The organism is Algorimicrobium echini, assembly GCF_900115185.1.
In the GTDB taxonomy this organism is placed as follows: domain Bacteria; phylum Bacteroidota; class Bacteroidia; order Flavobacteriales; family Flavobacteriaceae; genus Algorimicrobium; species Algorimicrobium echini.
On record NZ_FOVN01000002.1, the window covers coordinates 326680 to 347914 of the forward strand.

The 21235-nt window shown below is 35.3% G+C and carries 16 protein-coding genes; 11 read left to right on the top strand and 5 right to left on the bottom strand.

The window, feature by feature from the left end; translation table 11 throughout:
* The first annotated feature begins 223 nt into the window (after window positions 1–223).
* The 9 genes from BM239_RS07655 (at window position 224) to BM239_RS07695 (ending at window position 10526) form a co-directional block, all read left to right on the top strand.
* Complete coding sequence (locus BM239_RS07655) at window positions 224–1534, top strand: DEAD/DEAH box helicase (protein ID WP_092207137.1); 1311 nt, start codon at window positions 224–226, stop codon at window positions 1532–1534.
* A 116-nt stretch (window positions 1535–1650) separates the two neighbouring features.
* Window positions 1651–2751, top strand: a complete 1101-nt coding sequence (locus BM239_RS07660; RefSeq protein ID WP_092207139.1) for an alkene reductase — start codon at window positions 1651–1653, stop codon at window positions 2749–2751.
* Window positions 2752–2834: 83 nt separating this feature from the next.
* A complete protein-coding gene (locus tag BM239_RS07665) occupies window positions 2835–3887 on the top strand; it encodes an NAD(P)-dependent alcohol dehydrogenase (RefSeq protein ID WP_092207141.1) in 1053 nt (350 codons plus the stop codon).
* Between the two features lie 1354 nt (window positions 3888–5241).
* A complete protein-coding gene (locus BM239_RS07670) occupies window positions 5242–6042 on the top strand; it encodes a hypothetical protein (protein ID WP_092207143.1) in 801 nt (266 codons plus the stop codon).
* 773 nt (window positions 6043–6815) lie between these two features.
* On the top strand, window positions 6816–7367 hold the full coding sequence (locus tag BM239_RS07675; protein ID WP_092207145.1) for a TetR/AcrR family transcriptional regulator: 552 nt from the start codon (window positions 6816–6818) through the stop codon (window positions 7365–7367).
* Between the two features lie 211 nt (window positions 7368–7578).
* Entirely contained in the window at window positions 7579–8742 is a 1164-nt protein-coding gene (locus tag BM239_RS07680) for an MBL fold metallo-hydrolase (RefSeq protein ID WP_092207147.1), read from the top strand.
* A gap of 50 nt (window positions 8743–8792) precedes the next feature.
* Window positions 8793–9485 carry a CPBP family intramembrane glutamic endopeptidase gene (locus BM239_RS07685; RefSeq protein ID WP_092207149.1) on the top strand — a complete coding sequence of 231 codons (693 nt, stop codon included), beginning with the start codon at window positions 8793–8795 and terminating at the stop codon, window positions 9483–9485.
* Window positions 9486–9507: 22 nt separating this feature from the next.
* Window positions 9508–9891 (top strand): hypothetical protein, encoded by a 384-nt coding sequence (locus BM239_RS07690; protein ID WP_092207151.1) that lies wholly within the window; start codon window positions 9508–9510, stop codon window positions 9889–9891.
* 11 nt (window positions 9892–9902) lie between these two features.
* Window positions 9903–10526, top strand: coding sequence for a succinate dehydrogenase/fumarate reductase transmembrane subunit (locus BM239_RS07695; protein ID WP_092207153.1), 624 nt, complete (start codon window positions 9903–9905; stop codon window positions 10524–10526).
* 15 nt (window positions 10527–10541) lie between these two features.
* On the opposite strand, the gene BM239_RS07700 is transcribed toward BM239_RS07695, so the two are convergent.
* Entirely contained in the window at window positions 10542–14102 is a 3561-nt protein-coding gene (locus tag BM239_RS07700) for an ABC transporter permease/M1 family aminopeptidase (protein WP_092207155.1), read from the bottom strand.
* 3 nt (window positions 14103–14105) lie between these two features.
* Window positions 14106–14993 (bottom strand): ABC transporter ATP-binding protein, encoded by an 888-nt coding sequence (locus tag BM239_RS07705; protein ID WP_092207157.1) that lies wholly within the window; start codon window positions 14991–14993, stop codon window positions 14106–14108.
* A gap of 219 nt (window positions 14994–15212) precedes the next feature.
* Between BM239_RS07705 and BM239_RS07710 the strand changes: the two genes are divergently transcribed.
* Together BM239_RS07710 and BM239_RS07715 are read left to right on the top strand one after the other, a co-directional pair.
* Window positions 15213–16343 carry a sensor histidine kinase gene (locus tag BM239_RS07710; protein ID WP_092207159.1) on the top strand — a complete coding sequence of 377 codons (1131 nt, stop codon included), beginning with the start codon at window positions 15213–15215 and terminating at the stop codon, window positions 16341–16343.
* Window positions 16336–17043: a LytR/AlgR family response regulator transcription factor gene (locus tag BM239_RS07715; RefSeq protein WP_092207161.1), complete on the top strand. Its 708-nt coding sequence runs from the start codon at window positions 16336–16338 to the stop codon at window positions 17041–17043. Before BM239_RS07710 ends, BM239_RS07715 begins: the two co-directional genes overlap by 8 nt.
* A 141-nt stretch (window positions 17044–17184) precedes the next feature.
* Here the strand turns inward: BM239_RS07715 and BM239_RS07720 are convergent, their stop codons facing one another.
* The 3 genes from BM239_RS07720 to BM239_RS07730 form a co-directional block, all read right to left on the bottom strand.
* Window positions 17185–18117, bottom strand: a complete 933-nt coding sequence (locus tag BM239_RS07720) for a hypothetical protein (RefSeq protein WP_092207163.1) — start codon at window positions 18115–18117, stop codon at window positions 17185–17187.
* 355 nt (window positions 18118–18472) lie between these two features.
* Window positions 18473–18658 (bottom strand): adenylosuccinate synthetase, encoded by a 186-nt coding sequence (locus BM239_RS07725; RefSeq protein WP_092207165.1) that lies wholly within the window; start codon window positions 18656–18658, stop codon window positions 18473–18475.
* Window positions 18659–18712: 54 nt separating this feature from the next.
* Window positions 18713–21208 (bottom strand): ABC transporter permease, encoded by a 2496-nt coding sequence (locus BM239_RS07730; RefSeq protein ID WP_092207167.1) that lies wholly within the window; start codon window positions 21206–21208, stop codon window positions 18713–18715.
* Window positions 21209–21235 lie beyond the last annotated feature (27 nt).

Here is a 21235-nt window from a genome sequence, read left to right on the forward strand (position 1 = left end):
AGGTACTACTTGCTATTAAACACCAGTTAACGTTTAAAATTGCAAATTATTATTTTGCTGCGTCCGAAAATAGAAAAAAAATGCATTCATGAATCATAAATTTTTGTTAGAGTTTTTAATAATTGTACTGGTCATTTACTTATAAACTATTCAATTAGTTTTCATTAATTTCTGTAACTAAATTAAGTGTAGCTATCTTTACAGCCTAAATTGAAATAATACCATGGCAAATAACAGAAAAGCACAACAAGATCAACTGGCTAAATTGCAAATTTCTAAATTGAATGATATGCAAGAAGAAGCCTTGTTGGCTATTTCCAATACTGAAAACACGGTGCTATTATCGCCAACAGGGACTGGAAAAACAGTGGCTTTTTTATTACCTACAATTGCCAATTTAGATACCAGTTGTTCAGAGGTTCAACTGTTAATTTTGGTGCCATCACGGGAGTTAGCCATTCAAATTGAGCAAGTAATTCGAGAAATGGGAAGTGGTTTTAAAGCCAATGCTGTTTATGGAGGCCGACCTTTTTCAAAAGATAAAATTGAACTCGCTCATACGCCTGCCATTGTCATTGGAACACCAGGACGAGTAGCAGACCATTTACGTCGGGAAACGTTTTCTGTAAAAAATATTAAAACCTTGGTATTAGATGAGTTTGATAAATCGTTAGAAATTGGTTTTGAAGACGAAATGAGCGAAATTATTGAAAGCCTAACACATATTGAAAAACGCGTTCTTACCTCTGCAACTCAAGGCCTAAAAGTTCCTGACTTCGTTGGTCTTCATCATGAACTGGTGATTGATTATTTGGATACCAAAACTTCTAATATTCACATTAAGAAAGTGGTATCACCCGAAAAGGACAAACTGAATACATTAGTCAATTTGCTGTATGATATTGGAAACAAACCTGGCATTATATTTTGCAATTATAAAGATACAATTCAATATGTTAGTGACTATTTAAACACTCAGAACATTTCACATGGCTGTTTTTATGGCGGTTTAGAACAAATAGATCGTGAACGTGCTTTAATTAAATTCCGAAACGGCACCCATCAAATTATTATTGCTACCGATTTGGCTGCTCGTGGATTGGATATTCCAGAATTGAATTATATTATTCATTACCAATTGCCTATAAAAGCTGAAGAATTCATCCATAGAAATGGCCGAACCGCCAGAATGCACGCTGAAGGTACTGCTTATGTATTGCAATGGGAAGATGAATATTTACCCGAATTTATTGATACTAATCAGGTTGTTAAACTTCAAGGAAACCCTAAAAAGTTAGAATCGAATTGGGTTACACTTTTTATTTCTGGTGGGCGAAAGGATAAAATATCGAAAGGAGATATTGCAGGTTTACTCTTTAAACAAGGCCATTTAGAAAAACACGAATTGGGCATTATAGAATTAAAACAAGATTGTGCTTTTGTAGCCGTTCCAAGAAAGAAAGCTAATACGGTTGTTGAAAACACGAATAACTTGCGTTTGAAGAAAAAGAAAGTTCGGATTCATATGATATAACAACCCTATCAATTATTAAGGAAAGTTTAACAGGCTAAACCTGCTTACCGATAGTCTTTTTATGAATTGCTTTGTATTTTTACAGAACTCTATAAATAAAAATTCAAAAAACAACCATGACTAAAAAGCAAGCCTTGTTAGAACCCTATACACTCAATTCAGATATTACCTTAAAAAACCGTGTGGTTATGGCTCCCATGACACGTAGTCGTGCGGACAATCCAGATAAAGCTCCTACTGAAGCTTTGCAAGCCACCTATTATGCTCAACGTGCTTCGGCTGGTTTAATTATCACGGAAGGCTCACAAGTTTCGGAACAAGCGGTTGGTTATGTTAATACACCTGGAATCTACTCTCAAAAGCAAGTGGAAGGGTGGAAGCTGGTTACCAAAGCGGTACATGATGAAGGTGGCACCATTTTTATCCAATTGTGGCATGTAGGACGGATTTCGCATCCAGATTTCCACAATGGAAATTTACCTTTAGCACCTTCGGCTATTAATCCCGAAGTACAATCGTTTACACCTTCGGGTTTTAAAGACACGGTAACGCCAAAAGCGATGACTCAAGCCGATATTAATCAAACTATATCCGATTTTAAACAGGCTGCTAAAAATGCCATAGACGCTGGGTTTGATGGTGTTGAAATTCACTCATCCAACGGGTACTTGTTTCATCAGTTTTTCAGTACAGTTTCTAATACCAGAACGGATAACTATGGTGGTAGCATTGAAAATCGCGCACGTTTTTTCTTTGAGGTATTGGATGCTATTAAGTCCGTTATGCCAGAAAATAGAATCGGTGTGCGTTTTAATCCGTCGGCACATGGTATTTTTGGTATTTCAGTGGATGCGCAAACGCTACCAACTTTCGATTATATTATTCAAAAATTAAATGACTACGATTTGGCTTATGTGCATTTATCGGAACCGTTTACAGATGTTTCAGATGTGCCGCATGCCGAAACCGCCATTGCCAAACGGTATAGACCCCTTTATAACGGGACATTGATGATTAACACCAATTTTAAGCAGGCGAGTGGTAACGCGGTTATAGAAGGTGGTGATGCCGATTTAGTAGCCTTTGGAAAACCCTTTATTTCTAACCCAGATTTGGTAGAACGATTTGAACAAAACTTGGATTTAACTCAATGGGATTCCGATACGTTTTATACCACTGGAAAAAAAGGCTTTACCGACTACGAAAAAATAACATAAGTTTAATAGGATTAATTTTTAAATCCTACGAATGAAAAGTACCTTATACACAAAATATAAAATACTAAAACAACACATAAAAGATGATGAAAAAGACTGCAAAAGCTTATGGTGCCAAGAGTGCTACAGCTGATTTAGAACCGATGACTATTGAACGTCGGGAGTTACAAGCAACCGATGTAAACATAGATATCCTGTACTGTGGTGTGTGTCATTCAGATATACACACGGTACGAAACGATTGGAAAGGCTCTACATATCCCGTAATTCCAGGTCATGAAATTATTGGTCGTGTAACAGAGGTAGGACCAAACGTAAACAATTTTAAAGTAGGGGATTTAGTGGGTGTTGGTTGCATGGTGGATTCTTGCCAAAGCTGCAACAGCTGCCAACATGATTTAGAACAATTTTGTGAAAATGGTGCGACTTTTACCTACAACAGTCCAGATAAGCATTTAGGCGGTCAAACCTACGGTGGGTACACAACTTCCGTGGTTTGCGACCAAGAATTTGTCCTGCGTGTTCCTGAAAATATTGATCCGAAAGGCGCTGCACCATTGCTTTGTGCTGGAATTACCACTTGGTCGCCATTGCGCCATTGGAAGGTTAAAAAAGGAGATAAGGTAGGTGTCATTGGTTTAGGAGGCTTGGGCCATATGGGTGTTAAGTTTGCCAATGCCTTGGGTGCTCATGTGGTAATGATTACCACATCGCCAGATAAAGCGGATGATGCAGAACGATTAGGTGCTCATGAGGTGTTGATTTCTAAAGATCAAGATGCGATGAAAGCGCATGCTAATAGTTTTGACTTTATATTAAATACCATTCCTGTAGGTCATGAAATGGATCCATACTTGAGTTTATTGAAAATTGATGCAACAATGGTTCTAGTTGGTGCTATTGAAAATATGCGCGAATTTCATGGTGGTAGTCTGGTTATGGGTCGGAAACGTGTTGCTGGATCGTTGATTGGTGGCATTAAAGAAACCCAAGAGATGTTAGATTTTTGTGGTGAACATAATATTGTTTCGGATATTGAAGTGATAGATATGCAAAATATTAATGAGGCCTATGAGCGTGTTACCAAAAACGATGTGAAATATCGGTTTGTTATAGACATGGCGAGTTTGAAATAACCTAAAAAAAGGGGTGTTTTGATAAGCATCCCTTATTCTTGTGAATTTCTATTTTACATAATATAAATTATAGAACATATATTACTATGAGTCAAATAACGAATAGACCTTTTTTCAGATTCTATTTTACATAGTTACTGATATACGGTCTTTAGACTTTTATCGGTAGTAATAATCTAACAGCTATTTTATGTTGTGATTTATGAGTTATCTTTTGATTCTTATAATTGCCGCATTCTGAATAATTGCCCATGAATTTTAAAATACGCGATTCTCATGCGATTGGATTTTGAGATGTTTTGCACAAGGTATATTTGCTGACCCGAATTAAACCCGAAGGAAACCCGAAGGAAACCCGAAGGAAACCTTACGGAAACTATTGCTTAATCTGTTTCTATTTTTAAATTTATGAACTCATGATGTGCTACGCAGTTATTCGTGCGTGAATATTTTTTATTGGAACTCATGATTGCTTCGCAGTTCACTGCGTGACGCTCTCTTTTTTCTTTTCGCTACTTTGGAATGTTAAATTACTTTGGTTCATAACTCTTTGGATATGGATAGTTAACTTTATTTCGTTCATTTTGCCTTGATGCAAAACGAACCAAAAAATCAAAACCATATTAAGGAAATTACTCATGATTTTATTTTTAGGTATTCGTGAATGCTCCGCATTTTCCTGCGTGACGTTCGCCTTTTTTTGATGTTAATTTGGAATGTTAAATTACTTTCGTTCGTAACTCCCTTGCGATGGATAGTTTAATTCATTATAAAGCTCACTATTTCTGAAAATGTTTGGGGAAAGTGATTGATGTTTTGGATGGTTGGTTTTATTTGGGGACTTACTGTTAGGTGATTTTTGACCTACTGTTATGGTGATTTGTGGTTTACTGCTTGTTTTGGACTTGATTTTGTATGGGTGGGCTCCTCCTCTATTGTTGGTTTTTGTTTGGTATTTCTGACAGATTTTCTGATTATTAAACTTTTTTCATTTTTATGAAATATTTATGATGTATTCGGTTGAATATGAAAATTTTATAAAATAGTGTTTGATTTTTGGCTGTTTTTTACAGAATTGTTTGCAAACGGGTTATTTTATTGATAATGAGATAATTGGGTTTCGTTTTGAGTTACAAGTAATTTTTATGTGTTTGATTTCCAGACCGGTAGTATGTAACGATTCGCGAGGTTATTTATTACGGTTTGGGATATCGATATGTTATAATTCTCTCTCTTAATTAATTTTTAGCCCTCATTACTATGTGGGAATTAGACGGTGTGTCTTATTCCTTAATTATTAACCAAACTGGATTGCATACTTATGCCTTTGCAACTAGTTTTAAAACCTTTTATTATGGCAAGAAATAATTCATTTATTAAACTAGACGGCACCCTAGATGGGTTGACGTTTTACAGACAGAATGGTGAGAGTTTGGTAAAAACCAAGAGCCAAATTAGTAAAAAACGTATTATGAATGATCCTGCGTATAAACGAACGCGGGAAAACATGATGGAATTTGGTGGTGCCGCCCGAGCTGGTAAGGCTTTTAGGGACGGATTTGCCAATATGGTGAAACTAATGGGCGACTCGTATTTGAGTGCGCGTGTGAGTGGCCTGATGAAGCGCGTGAATAGCGCTGGTACTGGGAAACGTGGCGAGCGCGATATAGATGTGGTTGCTATGCGAGACCTATTTCGTGGCTTTGAGTTTAACAAACAGCTTCCTTTTAAAAGCGTGTTTTATGCGCCAAACCCTGTACCAACAATTGAAGCTGCCCGTGATATTGTATCTTGGAAAATAGACGACTTTGATACGGCTGCTTTTATAACTGCGCCTGAAGGTGCTACGCATTTTAAATTGGTACTAGCTGCTGGTTATGTGAGTAATTACAGCTATGAGCTTGCAACGAACTCCTATGAACCTGTTGATGATACAGTTAATGGTCTTGGTGGTACTGATATTAGTGCAGCTATACCTATTGGTGGTATGGTTGGCGGCTTAACCACACTTGAGATTGATATGACTGGTTTGGGAGCTATTCCGGCTACTTCTGCTTTGTTTGTAAGTACTGGGATAGTGTTTTACCAAGAGATTAACACGGAACTTTATGAACTTGCACAGAGTAATACCATGGTGGTTGCTGTAAGTGGCTAGGCCTCTTTTTTTCTGGTGATTTGTTCCCGTTTGTTACGGGATAGTTTTGAAAAACCTGCTCTGGATGTTCTGGAGTGGGTTTTTTGTTTGGTTTTAATTTATAGTATTGTGAAGCGCAGATTTTTGGAAAAAAAAGTTATTTCATTCTTTTGTCTTGATACAAAAGAACCAAAAAATCAAAACCGTTTTAAGGAAATTACTCATGCACATTATTTTATTTTTAGGTATTCGTGAATGCTCCGCATTTTCCTGCGTATCGTTCGCTTTTTTATTGACGTTATTTTAAATTGTTGAATATACTTGCTTCGTAACTCCCTTGTGATGGAAGGTTTACTTTGTTTTCAAGCTCACTATTTCTGAAAACGGTTGGGGAATGGCTTGATGTTTATTGCTGTTGTTTTAATTTGGGGTTTATGGTTGTGGTGATTTGTTCCCGTTTGTTACGGGATAGTTTTGAAAAACCTGCTCTGGATGTTCTGGAGTGGGTTTTTTGTTTGGTTTTAATTTATAATACTGCGGTAGCGTGTGTATTTTTACTTTTGAGAATTTTAGATTGTTAATATACATGATTTAAGACTTCGTTGAATTGGAATAAAAAGGTTATTTCATTCTTTTGTCTTGATACAAAAGAACCAAAAAATCAAGGCTGACTATAATTTTGGAAACAATTAACGGTTCACTTGTTATTGTATATTCACAAAACTTTAACAATTTATAAACGAATACGTTTAATAAATAATATACATTTGTTTTAAACGATAACGTTTAATAATATGCCTAAAATAGTCGCACAAAAAAAGGATTGGTTAAAGCTTGGTTATAAAATATTTTCCGAAAAAGGAGTCTCTGGAATTGTGGTTGAAAAAATGTCAAAAACGTTAAACTGTAACAAATCCAGTTTTTACTGGCATTTTAAAACCAAAAAAGAATTTATAAGAGAAATGGTGAATTACTGGGTGAACAATAAAACAAAAAAAATTATTGAAATTACAGGTATTGAAGATAACCCAATACAAAAAATAAATAAACTTATAGATATAACATACTGTAAGATGCCTTATTCAGACTTTATTTTTTATTTAAAAAGATATGCTGTTAAAGACAAAACCATTTCAAAAATAATTGATGATGTTGATAATCAAAGAATTGATTACGTAAAAAAATTATTGATAGAAAACGGTTATAAGGATGATGAGGCACAGATTAAAGCATCTTTGCTCTATAAACATTTAATTGGTTTTTATGAAATGTCACGCTATAAAGAACTTGATGGTTGTTATATGGCAGATGTAAAAAAAGAAATAAAGCAAGTTATTGATATATAACCCATAAAACTTATACGTTTATGATGTTGATTGCTAAATATTTATGGATAAATGGCGCCATAATTTTTATTGTTCTGGGAAGTGTTCATTTATTCTACACCTTTTTTACTAACAAATTTTACTCTAGAAATACTCATGTTAATGCTGAGATGAAATCATCTCACCCAATATTGACCCAGAGTACTTTAATATTAATATATCATTAAAACCCATGAAATATTTTAAAATTCTACCTCTATTTGCTTTCATAGTCTTAAGTACTTCTTGTTCCGAAGCAAAAACAAAAAAAGGCGCACAAACAAATAATCAAACTGACAGTGAAATACGTGTTTCTTCAGATTTTGTACAACAGAAAATAAGCGATAATCTGTACATTTTAAAACACAAAAATTATAACACCAATACAGGTGTTTTTATTGGTGCCGAAAGCGTACTTTTAATAGACCCAATGTCTGGAAACAACAACCAACAAGCCCTACTGAATGCCATAAAACAACTTTCAGGAAAACCTATCAAATATGTTGTCAATACGCATAGCCACATGGATCACAGTGGGGCGAATGGATTTTTTAAGCAATTGGGTGCCACGATTATTTCCCATGAAAACACCAAATATTCAAAAGCCATGTACGATGTGACATTTAAGGACTCCTATACTTTAGATATGGGAAATGAAACCGTAGAATTGTATCACAGTATAGCCCACACTTTTGATGATGTCATGGTGCATTTTGAAAACAACAATACCCTATTTATGGGCGACACGTTTATGACCAATTCCTTCCCACATTTTTACTATGGAGGAGGCAGTAAAGGACATTTAGAATTTATTGATAAGGCATTAGCATTAGGTGATACCAATACTATTATTATTCCTGCACATGGAACGTTGTCATCAAATAAAAAAGCACTTACTGAATATAAAGAGCATTCTATAAAATGGATAAACAGGATCAAGCAGCTTCACAGTGAAGGCAAATCTTCTGAAGACATGGCTGATGACGCGCAAATCAATCAATTGAGTTTGTTTTTTAATAATGGGAAAAGCATCTCAAAACAAAGTATTCAACGAACACTTGACAAAACCATCTCGGTAGATTTGGTAGCAAGCGTTATCGTTCCTGAAAACATATTAAAAAGTTATGAAGGTACCTATCACTATGATAATGGGCAGGTAGATGAGATTATCTATCAAAATGGGCAGTTGCTATTTCGAAGTAAAGGTCGTTACATATATGAAATTGTATCACTTTCTGAAACCAAATTCCATGTCAACGGACAGTTTCCAAACAAGTACTTGATCTTTAAGAATAATGGTGATGCGTTTGAATTTTTTAACGGAAAGGAAACCATAGTCGCCAAGAAACAATCCTAATACAAAAATTTGCTATCATCATTTCATCATCAAAAAACAAATCATCAATCATGAAAAATAAATTATTACCAGTACTAGAAATTACTGTCGTGTTAGCTATCATGCTTATTGTTAAATCTGTTGCTGATCATTTCAAAATTACTGGCGCTGGCTCAATAGCTATCTGGTGTGCCATTTTTATAGCAACCCTTTTTATGAAACGAAGAAAAGCCACATGGCGAAATTTGGGATTACTTTTGCCTAAAGGGAAACGAGAGTGGCTTACTAATATCGGATTAGCTTTCTTAACAGTGGTTATTGTTTTCCTCCTAATGGGACTTGTATTAGACCCTATTCTTTCATATTTCGGATTGGAAAAACCGACAGATGTTGCCGATAGGTTTCAGTTTTTTCTTGGAAAACCTTTGCTTTTCATCATCTATCTTGTAACCGTTGTCTGGATTGGAGCCGCTTTGGGAGAGGAATTGTTAATGCGAGGTTTTTTTCTCAATAGACTCACTGATGTATTTGGTAAAAACAGAATGGGTTGGATTACAGCAATGATAATACACGCCACCATATTTGGCATGTTGCACATTTACCAAGGCGTGGCAGGAATTATTACTACCACTTTTATCGCGCTTATTTTTGGGTCTATTTATTTAATTGCTAAAAAAAGATTGTTTCCGGTAATATTGGCACATTTAATTATAAACACTATTAGTTTAACAGCTTTTTTTCTTACTGGAGGGGTTGTGAATTAGGCAATCAAAAAACTATAAATAAATGAACACATACTTTTTTATTGCTGGGATTTTGTGCTTCCTATTGGGAATAGCACATTCTATTTTAGGTGAATACCTAATTTTCAATAGTAAAAGAATTAAGGGAAAATTGATTCCTACAAAAGCTAATGAATATTTAAAAGAACGTCATTTACGTATCCTTTGGGCAACATGGCATTTGGCTACGGTTTTTGGTTGGTGTATTGGAATCCTTTTGTTGAAAATTTCAGTTTTAGAAAAATCACAACTCATTAACTTTATGGTCAAGTCCATTAGTACCACTATGATTTTATCCTCCTTATTAGTTCTCATTGCAACTAAAGGAAAACACCCAGGTTGGTTTGTACTTTTAGCCATCGGAATAGTATTAATAATTGGAGCTTAAAACAGTTTAAAATGACCATAAAAAAACTACATTACTTCACTGGAATTACCCTATCCATTTTTGTTGGCTTTCACTTATTAAATCATTTGTACAGTCTATTTGGTCCAAACGCTCATATTGAATTGATGCAGAAATTAAGAGTTGTTTATAGAAATGTCTTTGTAGAAACCATCTTGCTTCTTGCTTTACTCCTTCAAATAAGTTCAGGAATAAAGTTGTTCTTAAAAAAGCGAAAGAGGGTTTCAGGATTTTTTGACAGACTTCAAATTTGGACAGGACTTTATTTAGCTTTTTTCCTAATCATTCATTTAGGAGCAATTTTTACAGGAAGGTTTATATTGAATTTGGATACCAACTTTTATTTTGGAGTTGCTGGACTGAATACCTTTCCTTTAAACCTCTTTTTTATTCCTTATTATAGTTTGGCTATTATCTCGTTTTTCGGACATATTTCAGCAGTACATGATAAAAAAATAAAAAGAACACTTTTAGGAATTAATCCTAATAAACAATCTTATTTTATCCTAATAATTGGAATGCTATTAACTATTATAATACTATATGGACTAACAAATGGGTTTAGAGGACTAGAAATTCCAATGGAATATAATCTGTTTTCACATAACTATGAATGATAAAGATTTTATTTCCTAAAACCTAAAAGTATTATCTACAACATTCTCATCCGAACGTGTTCCAAAGGGATCTATAGAGATGTATTTAGGTAATTGGTTAACAATTAGTTTTATTTCTGTTTCTTCTTTATTGATGGTATGCGATTGATAGTACAGCAGTGCGTTATCATCCTTTATTTTGGATTGATGCGTATTAAAAATCCCTATTTTAATTGGCTCATTAATGGGGATTTGTTTAATTTCCCCTGTATCCAAAGTTTGAAAACGCTTTGCTTTTACAATTACCGAAACTTCATAGGTTCCATTTTCCAATGGACGGTAAGACCCTTTCTCCAAACTTAAATTGTAGGTAATGACGCGTTTAAACCAATCATCAACCAACACATGGTGTTCTTGGGCTGTGACTTTGTAAACCTCGTTTAAAAACTCAATGGTATTGGCTTCCAATTTATTGCTATTTCTGTGTCTGTCCGTTATGGTTTTTATAACTTGATTCAGCTTTTCTTCGCCTATTAAATCCCTTAAGGCCAGCAAAGTGGTTAACATTTTTCCGTAAGAAATATAACCTTGTCCTGATACTTTATAGACAGGTGGTTCTATAGTGTTTGCAAACGAACGCCCTGAAAAGTACCTGCTTCTGGCATTTTCATTTAATTGATAAATGGCACTTTTACCAAATAGTTTTTCCATAACAACGGCTTCTGTATATTTGGCAAATCCTTCGACAAACAAAGAAGCGCCTGCCACTGGTTTTGCCGTTAAGGTGTGCCCCCAATATTGATGGGCTACTTCATGAATGGTTCGTTTTGCCACCAAGTTGAAGGTTTCTGGATGGCTTACATTTTTTAAATACAGCCTATCCTCCACCATACTAATAACACCTGGATGCGCAAAGCCTCCAAAAGGCCAATGTGCAGGCACTTCTGCAATTCTAACATAATCAAAATTGTAGGTTCCAAAATGTTCCTGACAATAGTTTAATGTTTCTTTGACACTGTTTTCAATGTCTTTGATGTTAAAATCATGATTTGCATCGTAATACTGTTCTATGGAAATGCCGTTGTGCACTACTTGTTTTGTTTTATAGTTTGCTGAAAAATATCCTATGGCTGGCATGATTTTATCTTTTGATTTGTAGTGAAAATAATTCCTGCCATTTTCAGTCCATTGGTTTAGTAACTGACCTGAACTAATGGCGGTTTGGTCCCTATCGGTTGACATGATGGTTTCGAAAGTTACTTTTTCAAATTTGATGTCTTCCATGACCATATGTGCATCTGAATTGTTTTCTGCTTCACGTTCTGGTAAATTTCGTTTTTTGCGTTCTATATGATTCGTGATTTCCAATCCGGAAGTATAGCCCAAAACAGGTTCGAAATTGCTAAAACGATTGATATACGTTCCATTTTTTACTATGGAAACATCTGTGTCATACCCTTTTAATTCATGCTTCAGATGATACGAAAGTGCTACCGAATCGTTAGGTTGTAATGGTTTGTTGAACTTAAACAAATAGGTTTGGTAAACACTATCATGAAACACCAGATTGGCATTTTCCAAACGAATGCTTTCTAATGGGATCCGTTCTGTAATGAATAATTCTGCTACAGGTGCCTCACTTTTGTTTTTTAGCATGTAATGCGCTTTAACCGTATAGCGTCGCTCTTTTGGATAGATGGCAACCTCTGTTTTTACAGCTGTACGAACCAAGCTTTCCAAGCTATCATATTTTTTAAATTGTCGTTCATAGTTCTCACGGAAATCCAATTGTTCGCTTTGCGTTATATAGTCATTCACGATATTTGTATTGTAAAACACCAAACTTCCAGAGCCCATAAATAACAGTGTAAAACATGCAAAAGCCAATTTTTGCAGTTTGGACCAATCCTGTTTTAACTGTTTCCATTTTAGGGAAAACGTAGCCACTACGCCTCTATTCCATATTTTAAAAGAAATGATGACCAAGAGCAATCCCAAAGCGAACCAATATACAGCGAGATGATTGAATAAGCTGGAAACGGCATTGAAACCATCCATGTTATTGGACTGTAACCTTGGCAGATACCCTATGCTTGTTAATGGATGCTCCAGACCTATTAGGTTGGATTTAAAACTTAAAAGCACCATGAGTCCGAAGATACCCATGCCCAGGTATTTATTTGTAACCAGGCTATTGACAAACAAGGCTATCATGCAAAATACCATTAACTGAAGGCCGTAATGATAATACAGGGAAGCATATAAACCGAATTCGAAATTTGAATAACCCAAACTGATTTGGAATGCCAGACACATTACAATCCCTGTTGTTATTAAGATAATAGGTAACAATAATAAGGCAGCAAACTTTGAAAGAAAGAACACTCCATTTTTTGCTGGAGTGGCATCAATAATACTATTAAAATTTAAGCTATGCTCCCGCCATACAATTTCTGAACTATAGAAGATGATTACTATTAGACTAAAAATGCTTAAGGGATCCACAATTAGGTTTATAAGTTGATTGGTAAACGGATATATGGGTACACCATATTCACCACCACTAACAACCGTTGCATATAACTCCGAAAAAACAATACAAAGCCACATAATGAGCACGGCAATAAAAGGCAAGCTTCTAAAAACATGTTTTAATTCCATTTTTAACAAGGATAAAAAAGCCAAACTTTGTCCTTTAAAATGATAGTATGTCTTGACTGTTTTATATGCTACTGGCCGTTGTTCTTCATTTTTAATGCTAGGTTCTTTTTTAACTTTTTTAGTCAGCTTTCTAAATGAAAACAATTGATAGGTAGCCCAAAGCACTACCAAGCCAACAAGCATCCAAACAAGCCTGTTTAAAAGAAACAAGCCTGAAAAAGACAGTAGCTGTGTGTTTTTTTGAAATGGTGTCCAATACTGTGTTTGCTCAAAAAACGCAGCAATCCCAAAAGGGTCTGCTACAGCAGCCATAGCCATGCTTTCTGGGGAAGCCGGAACTGCTTGTGCCAGTAATGGTGAATTTAAAAAGATGGAACTCACAAAATAGAGTGTGTAAACAAACACTGCACTCACATAGGTTGCCGTACTGTTTTTGGTTAGCGTACACACAGAAAAGATGATGCTTGAACAGATAAAAATGTTGGGTATTACCATATACAGAAAGGGCTGTATATAGGTTAACCAATTAAAATCCGCTATGCGTTCCGCATCTAAATTAGACAAATGTAGCCCTAAACAATACCCTAACAGAAAAGGTGCAAAAGCCAGAACACTAAACATGAACGTACCTAAAAAACGACTCCAAAAATAATGGCTTTTTTTAATGGACGAGCTATATATTAAAGGCTCCATTTGGTGCTGTTTGTCCCGAAGCATGGCACTTACAGCAAAAAACATTATGATAAAAACACTGCCTAAAGTAAAAAGACTGGTATAAAAATACACTTGAAAGGGCGCATTAAAATGAATACCTGTTGGCGCATGACCTTGGCGGCCAACAAACATGCCCAATGCTAAAAACAAGAGTGCAAATATGGGGAATGCGCGTTGTTTTAATTGATAAAAAGCTTCGAATTGTAGTATTTTTTTAAACATGGTTTAGCCTTTTAAATTGTTGTGATTGTACAATGTGGCGAAATAATAATCTTCTAGATTTGGTGCGATAGGCTCAAACCCAATTTCTGGTTGCTGTTCAGACCATACACGGATTTGTGTTTCTCCAGAAACTAGTTTTATTGAGATTACATCAAACGTTTTTTGGTAGCTGTCAACGTCTTTTTTAGGAATTATTTTGGTCCAGATCTTACCTTCAATATGTTTAACCAAATCCGTAGGATTTCCTTGGGATATAATTTCGCCATCAGCAAGTATGGCCATTTTTGGACAAAGGTTTTTTACATCTTCTACAATATGTGTGGAAAGAATAACAATAACGTTTTCGCCTATTTCGCTCAATAGGTTTAAAAAGCGATTGCTTTCTTCTGGATCCAGTCCTGCTGTGGGTTCATCCACAATAATCAATTGTGGATTGGCCAATAATGCTTGTGCGATACCAAAACGTTGGCGCATACCACCGGAAAATGTATGGACAGCTTTCTTTCTGTGTTGGTATAAATTCACTTGTTGCAAAAGTGCCGTGACTTGTGCGTTTCGTTCTTTATGATTGATGATGCCTTTTAAAACCGCCAAATGGTTCAATAGTTTTTCAGCAGATATTTTTGGATACACCCCAAACTCTTGAGGCAAATATCCAAGCTGCTTTCTTATCTCATGAGGGTGTTTAACCACATCTATATTGTTAAATAAAACACTTCCTGAAGAGGGTTCCTGTAATGATGCAATGGTGCGCATGAGTGATGATTTTCCTGCGCCATTGGAGCCCAACAAACCAAACATGCCATTGGTGATTTCCAAAGTAATTCCGTTTAATGCTTTGACACCATTGGGATAGGTCTTGGTAAGATTATTAATTTGTAAGGTATTCATTGTCTGTTTGTTTTTTAATTGGATGTAAACGTTATCACAAACATACAGACCTGATTTAGGTTCTTAAAGTATAGATGACAAACCAAATTATAACGCTGTTATACACTATACAAACCCCTATAAATGGGGTTCATATAAAAAAAGATCGCGTTTATATTAAAAAGCATGGTGTTGGTACAAATAGTTGTGAAGACGGGATAACATAAGTATTTTTGACCTATGTTTCAGTTTTTAAAAAAATACAAAGCCTTTCTTATTGGGTTGTTGCTTATAGTTCCCATATTTTATATGTTGGATTATATTGGGTTCCTTCTTCTGCCTGAAAACCAAACCCTTGAGATTGTTATTTATGCCATATTTTGGGGTATTATCATGGCTTTGCCCTTTCATTATTATACCTACCTTAAGGAAAAAAAGAAAACGGTTTTTAGGGTTTTAGGTTTAGTAGCACTCTTTTTTATTGCGCTATTAATAGATAACTCCATGAAGGTTCCAGACAACCCCATAACCTTTAGTTTATTAATAGGATTCTGGATTGGTCTTGCCTATGTTTTAATCCCGACATTCATTAAAAAATACTGGACATTAATAGCCTTTATTTACACGCCGTTATTTTTGTATTTTTTGTATTTGAGATTGTTTTCTGGCGATTTGGAAACCTATTTAAAAATTAAAGAAGAGCTTCCGTTTTTTATCTTCTTCTTACCCATACCTGTGTTGTTCTTGGTTTGGGTTTTTGAACAATGGAAATGGGTTCAAAACTTAAAAGCAGAAAAATCCAAAACAGAATTGTCCTTATTGCGCAGTCAGATAAATCCCCATTTTTTCTTTAACACCTTGAATAATCTGTATGCTTTAACCATTAAAAACTCCAAACAAGCACCAGATGTTATCTTGAAATTATCTGATATGATGCGTTATACCATTTACGAAGGTGAAAAAGATACCGTAAAACTGGGTGATGAAATTGAATACCTTAAAAACTATATGGAGCTGCATAAAATTCGGTATAAAAAATCTGTGGACCTGTCCTTTAAGCATGATGTCAATACCGATTTGCAAATAGCTCCTTTACTATTCATCATTCTATTGGAAAACGCCTTTAAACATGGTGTTGAAACGCTTTCCGAAAATGCATTCATTCATATACACCTGTATGAAGATGATAACGCTATCTATTTTAACATTGAAAATAATTTCGATTCCAAAGAGATGAGTCAGACAAAAGGCATCGGGCTCGCCAACCTAAAACGCAGATTGTCCTTACTTTACCCCAAAAAGCACGAGCTCAATAATTATATTGAAGGTACTATTTATAAATCCACTTTAAAAATTTCCAAACATGCTTAAATACATAATTATAGATGATGAGCCTTTAGCGCATGAAATTATTGAAGAATTTTGTAGTATGCTACCACATTTACAATTGGAAAAGCATTGTTATAATGCCATGGAAGCCATGCAGTTTTTAAACGAAAACACTGTGGATTTTATGTTTTTGGATATTAATATGCCAAAACTTAAAGGCCTCGATTTTTTAAAAACGCTTACAAATCCTCCCAAAACCATTATTACCACAGCTTATAAGGAACATGCCATTGAAGGGTTTGAGTTAAACGTTGTAGATTATATTTTAAAGCCGTTTAGCTTTGATCGATTGGTGACAGCTGTAAATAAAGTATCAAATACTATTCAAACCCCAAAATTGGTACGTGAAGACGTTTCAACTTCTGAAACTAGCCCTAAACAATTCTTTGTAAAAGGTGACAAAAAACAGCATCAAATAGCTATAGACAACTTGTTGTACATTGAAGCTTATGGCAACTACACCAAACTGTTTTTAGAAGATGACATGATTGTAAGCCATGAGAAAATATCGTATTATGAAACCTTGCTAGAGGCTTCCAACTTTTTAAGGGTTCACAAATCGTTTTTGGTTTCCATTAGTAAAATTAAGTTTATTGAAGGCAATCGTATTGTAATTAACGACCATAAAATACCCATTGGTCAAACCTACAAAAACCAGATTAACAAACTATATGGCAGTTAATTGGCATGCTGAACATGGTGTACTTCCCTCCTAGACTATAACTCATTTAGCACGAGTTGAGCGTTTAAAAAGTGTTTTTCGCTTTCGCTGAAAACCAGATAAGACGTTTTACTCCATGAAATGTATAAGTCCGCTTCTAGCTTAATCCAACCGAATTACTTCCGACTTTAACACCCATTTCCCATTTTCTTGGACACTTTTGGTTATGGTAATTTTATTAGGTCCTGTTTTTTTGAATACATCAATGAGTTTCAAGTTTTTATGAATAGCTGTATTAATAACAATTGGTTGTGTTAATAATCGATTATTATAGGCGTCGTAAACATAGAGGGTTTTGGTGGAGGGTTTGATGTCCCAAAAACCAATTTCGTCCGCTTGGTCGTTATTAAGGTCTTGTAAATTATCGAGTTGCGATTTGTAGGCACCTTGAATAACAATATCTTTGATGTCCTTATTGCTAAAGATAATCCTGCTGTTACAATCGTCATTGCAGACTACTGTATTATTAGCTGTCGTGGTGGTTTCTGGAGATATTACAGTAGCAAAATCCGATAGGCCATCGCCATTGAAATCCCCAAACAGTTGTCTTGTTTTTGAGAGGTATGCCTTATTATTGCGTGCGTTGGGAAAAATGGGCGCATTGGTGTTTTTTGCATTTTCGGCTACGCCTTCACGGAGAATCTTGAAATTTCCATTCCTGACCATGAGTGACAGATAAGCTGGGTAATCGGCTTCCTGACCATTGTAGGTAACGCGTTTGGTAAAGGTCACTAAATAGGTGCCTTCGGTTTTGGTAATATCTAATTGGTTGTTTACAATACGCTGTGTATAGTCTGGAAATTGTTGAAACAGCCATTGCTTATCTTGCAGCACTTGAACTCTAGTTTGCTGTTTTCCGTAGTAGTTCACGGTTGGCATGTAACAGCTCTCTAAATATGGTGCTTTAAGTGGTGTGTGATCTTGATTCCATTGTTGTACAAATTTTTGCACGTCTTTTTCTCCTTTTGGGTCTACCTCATTACATCCAACTAATAATATGATGATAAGGCATGATAAGTATTGGAGGTACTTCATATGTTATTGGGTTTCTACTTGTTTTGTATATGTTAAAGATACGGAATTTAGTGAATTGTAAGGGTATGATTACTTCTGTTTATTTTACTGTTTGTGGTTATTTGGATTTTGTATTTATACCCTCGAATTGGATGATTTAATTTATATTGTTGCTCACTTCTTCTAAAACGGTTTGGAAAATACTTCAGGTTTATTCCTATTAATTAGAAACTTGGTTTTGTTGACAATTCCCTTCACTTATAAGATATATGTGTATTTGATTAGTCACTGATTAAAAAAATGGCAAAAATTATTTGAGTCCTTTTTAGGTTCATAGAAATTGAGGCCTACCATTCTGTTCTATGTTTGTCAGTAATTAGGACTGCTCATTATTATCCCGTTTTTTTGTGCGTCTCCAAACCATATATAGGACTATAAATACAATTGGTAGTATTACAAACACAATTAAATCAAACGGTTCCGATAAATCAATAGTGCCTCGATCTCCTGGGTTTGGCGCATGTGTTGGTATTTGAAGTAGAATGGATAAAATATTGAGCATTTTTATTTATTTAATTAAACAATAAGTTACAAAATTAATTACACTTTATAAAGTCTACCCTTCTCTGCGTAAGATTTCCAAAGGAGAACTACGTAATACGGTTTGAATATTGCTTAAGCCAATGCCTAAGACCAACAGGGTTATTCCTGGTAAAAACACCAAAAACGGAGTTGATGAAGGTAGAAACGGTTCCTTAAAAACAAATACCGCCAAACATAAACTGCTAATTAATGCTAAAAGCATACCGACTAAACTTCCTAGAAGCCCTAAAAACACATATTCCAATGCAGAAATTTGTAAAATATGCTTGTTTTTTGCACCTAGTGTTCGGAGTAAGACACTTTCTTTAATGCGCTGGTATTTACTGGTTCTAACCGAACCAATTAAGACAATAACGCCTGTAAGGATGCTAAAAAATGCCATGAAGTTAATGATCCAAGATACTTTATCTAAAATATCTTCGATAATGGTGTAAATCTGACGTAAATCAATGATTGACACATTAGGGTATTTAGCAACTAAATCTTGTTGTAATGTGGCTGAACTTGTTTCGTTTGGAGCACTGGTAGTAAACACATTAAACTGTGGAGCTTGTTCTAAAACACCTTCTGGAAATACAATTGAAAAATTGAGTTGCATTTGCGACCAATCGACCTTTCGGATACTGCCTACGGTTGTTTCCATTAAAACACCTTGAACGTTAAATACAACGGCATCACCAATTGTTAATTTGGCGTCAGATGCTAGATTATCAGAAATGGATATTGTAACAGGTTCATCGGGTTTTAACCGTGGTGTCCATTTCCCTTCAAGCAGTTCTTCCGATGCTATAAGCGAATCACGATAGGTAGTTCTGAATTCATGATTTAAAATCCAACCTCGAATTTGACGTGTGGAGTCTTGGCGAATATCATTTACCAAGCGGCCTTTAAGGCTATGCATACGCATGGTTACTAACGGAATATTATCAAGTACGGGTAAATTTTGACTAGTTATACTTTTTGCAACTGCCTCCCGTTGATTGGGTTGCACATCTAAAATGATGATGTTAGCATTTTTTGTGGACTGCCCTACTTCGGTTTTTGCCAGTAAAATATCTTTAGTAAAATATAATGTACTAATTAAAAATGTGCCTAAACCAATAGCCACCACCAAAACAACAGTTTGGTTATTAGGCCTGAATAAATTGAGTAAACCTTGGCGTGCCGTAAAGTTCCAATGCTTTGGGAAAAACCGTTTAATAGTTTTTATAAAAGCCAATGCCACCAATGCCAGCATGCTGAATGTAAAAACGGTTGCAAGCACAAACCCAGCAGCATACCAGGCGTCTTTAATTAACCAAAGTGAAAATAAAAACAGGAATACTAGAATAGCTCCATAAACTAATACCCGTATTTTTTGTGGTTCTTGTGAGGCATTTACATTCACACGTAAAACATCTAATGGCGACACAAACCAGGTACGCAGCAATGGCAATAATGCAAATAAAACAGACATAAAAAAACCTAGAAATATACCAATTGCTATAGGCTGAACCGAAATGGTAATTTCCAGTGTAAAGGGCAGAAAATCTTTTAAAAGATAAGGGAATACAAATTGTAGTGCAACACCAATTAAAGAGCCTACCAACCCTCCTATAACACCAATTCCAGCAATTTGAATAAGAAAAATTAGAAAGCTTTGACCTCTAGAAGCTCCCATACATTTTAAAACAGCAATAGCACTTAATTTTTCTTTAATGTAAATATGAACCGAACTAGCAATTCCAATACACCCTAAAAGTAAGGCGATAAAAGCTGCTAAATTTAAAAATCTTCCAACATTTTCATAGCGTTTACCCAAACGTCTTGTTGTACTTGTATGTGTGTCTAAATCGGCATTTTCTAAATCTAAAATCGGTTCAAGTTTATCTTCAAGACGTTTTAAATTTAAGGTGTCAGATGCTTTGTAGAAATATTGGTATTCTTTGCGACTCCCAAATTGCAGCAACTCTGTAGCTTCCACAAAACGATATGGAATAACCACAGGAGGTGCAACCGAACTGGCTATAGCTGAACTTCCAGGGATGGATTTTAACGCACCTGAAATAGGAAGTGTTAACGCACCAATCTTAATAGAATCACCAGGTTTTATATTGAATTGAAGTAATAAAGTCGCATCTACTAAAGCTCCACCTGATTCTTGATACACACTAGCCGCCGTTTCTGGTTCTGATTTTATTTTACCATAAAAAGGGAAATTGCCTTCTAAACCGCGAACCTTTACTAATTTGGAACCCCCATTTTTAGGAAATGCAACCATTGAGACAAAATTAACCTCTGATGCATCAGGATTTAAGGAATCGATAATAGCTTTCGCGCGCGCTGTAGGCTCTTGTCTGGAATCGATAATAAAATCGGCTCCCATTAGAGTTTTTGACTGGCTTTGAATATTATCCTTTAAATTGGTACTAAATAGCTGTATGGAGACCACAGCTGCAATACCCAAGATAATAGATGCTATAAACAGTAATAGTCGTACTTTGCTTGCTTTTGCATCACGCCAAGCCATTTTAAAGAGCCAAGCTACTTGTATATT

Coding starts and splice junctions, on each gene's coding strand:
- BM239_RS07715 (WP_092207161.1), top strand. CDS start 16,336: ATGCTTAAATACATAATTATAGATGATGAGCCTTTAGCGCATGAAATT.
- BM239_RS07695 (WP_092207153.1), top strand. CDS start 9,903: ATGACCATAAAAAAACTACATTACTTCACTGGAATTACCCTATCCATT.
- BM239_RS07670 (WP_092207143.1), top strand. CDS start 5,242: ATGGCAAGAAATAATTCATTTATTAAACTAGACGGCACCCTAGATGGG.
- BM239_RS07660 (WP_092207139.1), top strand. CDS start 1,651: ATGACTAAAAAGCAAGCCTTGTTAGAACCCTATACACTCAATTCAGAT.
- BM239_RS07690 (WP_092207151.1), top strand. CDS start 9,508: ATGAACACATACTTTTTTATTGCTGGGATTTTGTGCTTCCTATTGGGA.
- BM239_RS07720 (WP_092207163.1), bottom strand. CDS start 18,117: ATGAAGTACCTCCAATACTTATCATGCCTTATCATCATATTATTAGTT.
- BM239_RS07700 (WP_092207155.1), bottom strand. CDS start 14,102: ATGTTTAAAAAAATACTACAATTCGAAGCTTTTTATCAATTAAAACAA.
- BM239_RS07685 (WP_092207149.1), top strand. CDS start 8,793: ATGAAAAATAAATTATTACCAGTACTAGAAATTACTGTCGTGTTAGCT.
- BM239_RS07730 (WP_092207167.1), bottom strand. CDS start 21,208: ATGGCTTGGCGTGATGCAAAAGCAAGCAAAGTACGACTATTACTGTTT.
- BM239_RS07680 (WP_092207147.1), top strand. CDS start 7,579: ATGAAATATTTTAAAATTCTACCTCTATTTGCTTTCATAGTCTTAAGT.
- BM239_RS07705 (WP_092207157.1), bottom strand. CDS start 14,993: ATGAATACCTTACAAATTAATAATCTTACCAAGACCTATCCCAATGGT.
- BM239_RS07725 (WP_092207165.1), bottom strand. CDS start 18,658: ATGCTCAATATTTTATCCATTCTACTTCAAATACCAACACATGCGCCA.
- BM239_RS07655 (WP_092207137.1), top strand. CDS start 224: ATGGCAAATAACAGAAAAGCACAACAAGATCAACTGGCTAAATTGCAA.
- BM239_RS07710 (WP_092207159.1), top strand. CDS start 15,213: ATGTTTCAGTTTTTAAAAAAATACAAAGCCTTTCTTATTGGGTTGTTG.
- BM239_RS07675 (WP_092207145.1), top strand. CDS start 6,816: ATGCCTAAAATAGTCGCACAAAAAAAGGATTGGTTAAAGCTTGGTTAT.
- BM239_RS07665 (WP_092207141.1), top strand. CDS start 2,835: ATGATGAAAAAGACTGCAAAAGCTTATGGTGCCAAGAGTGCTACAGCT.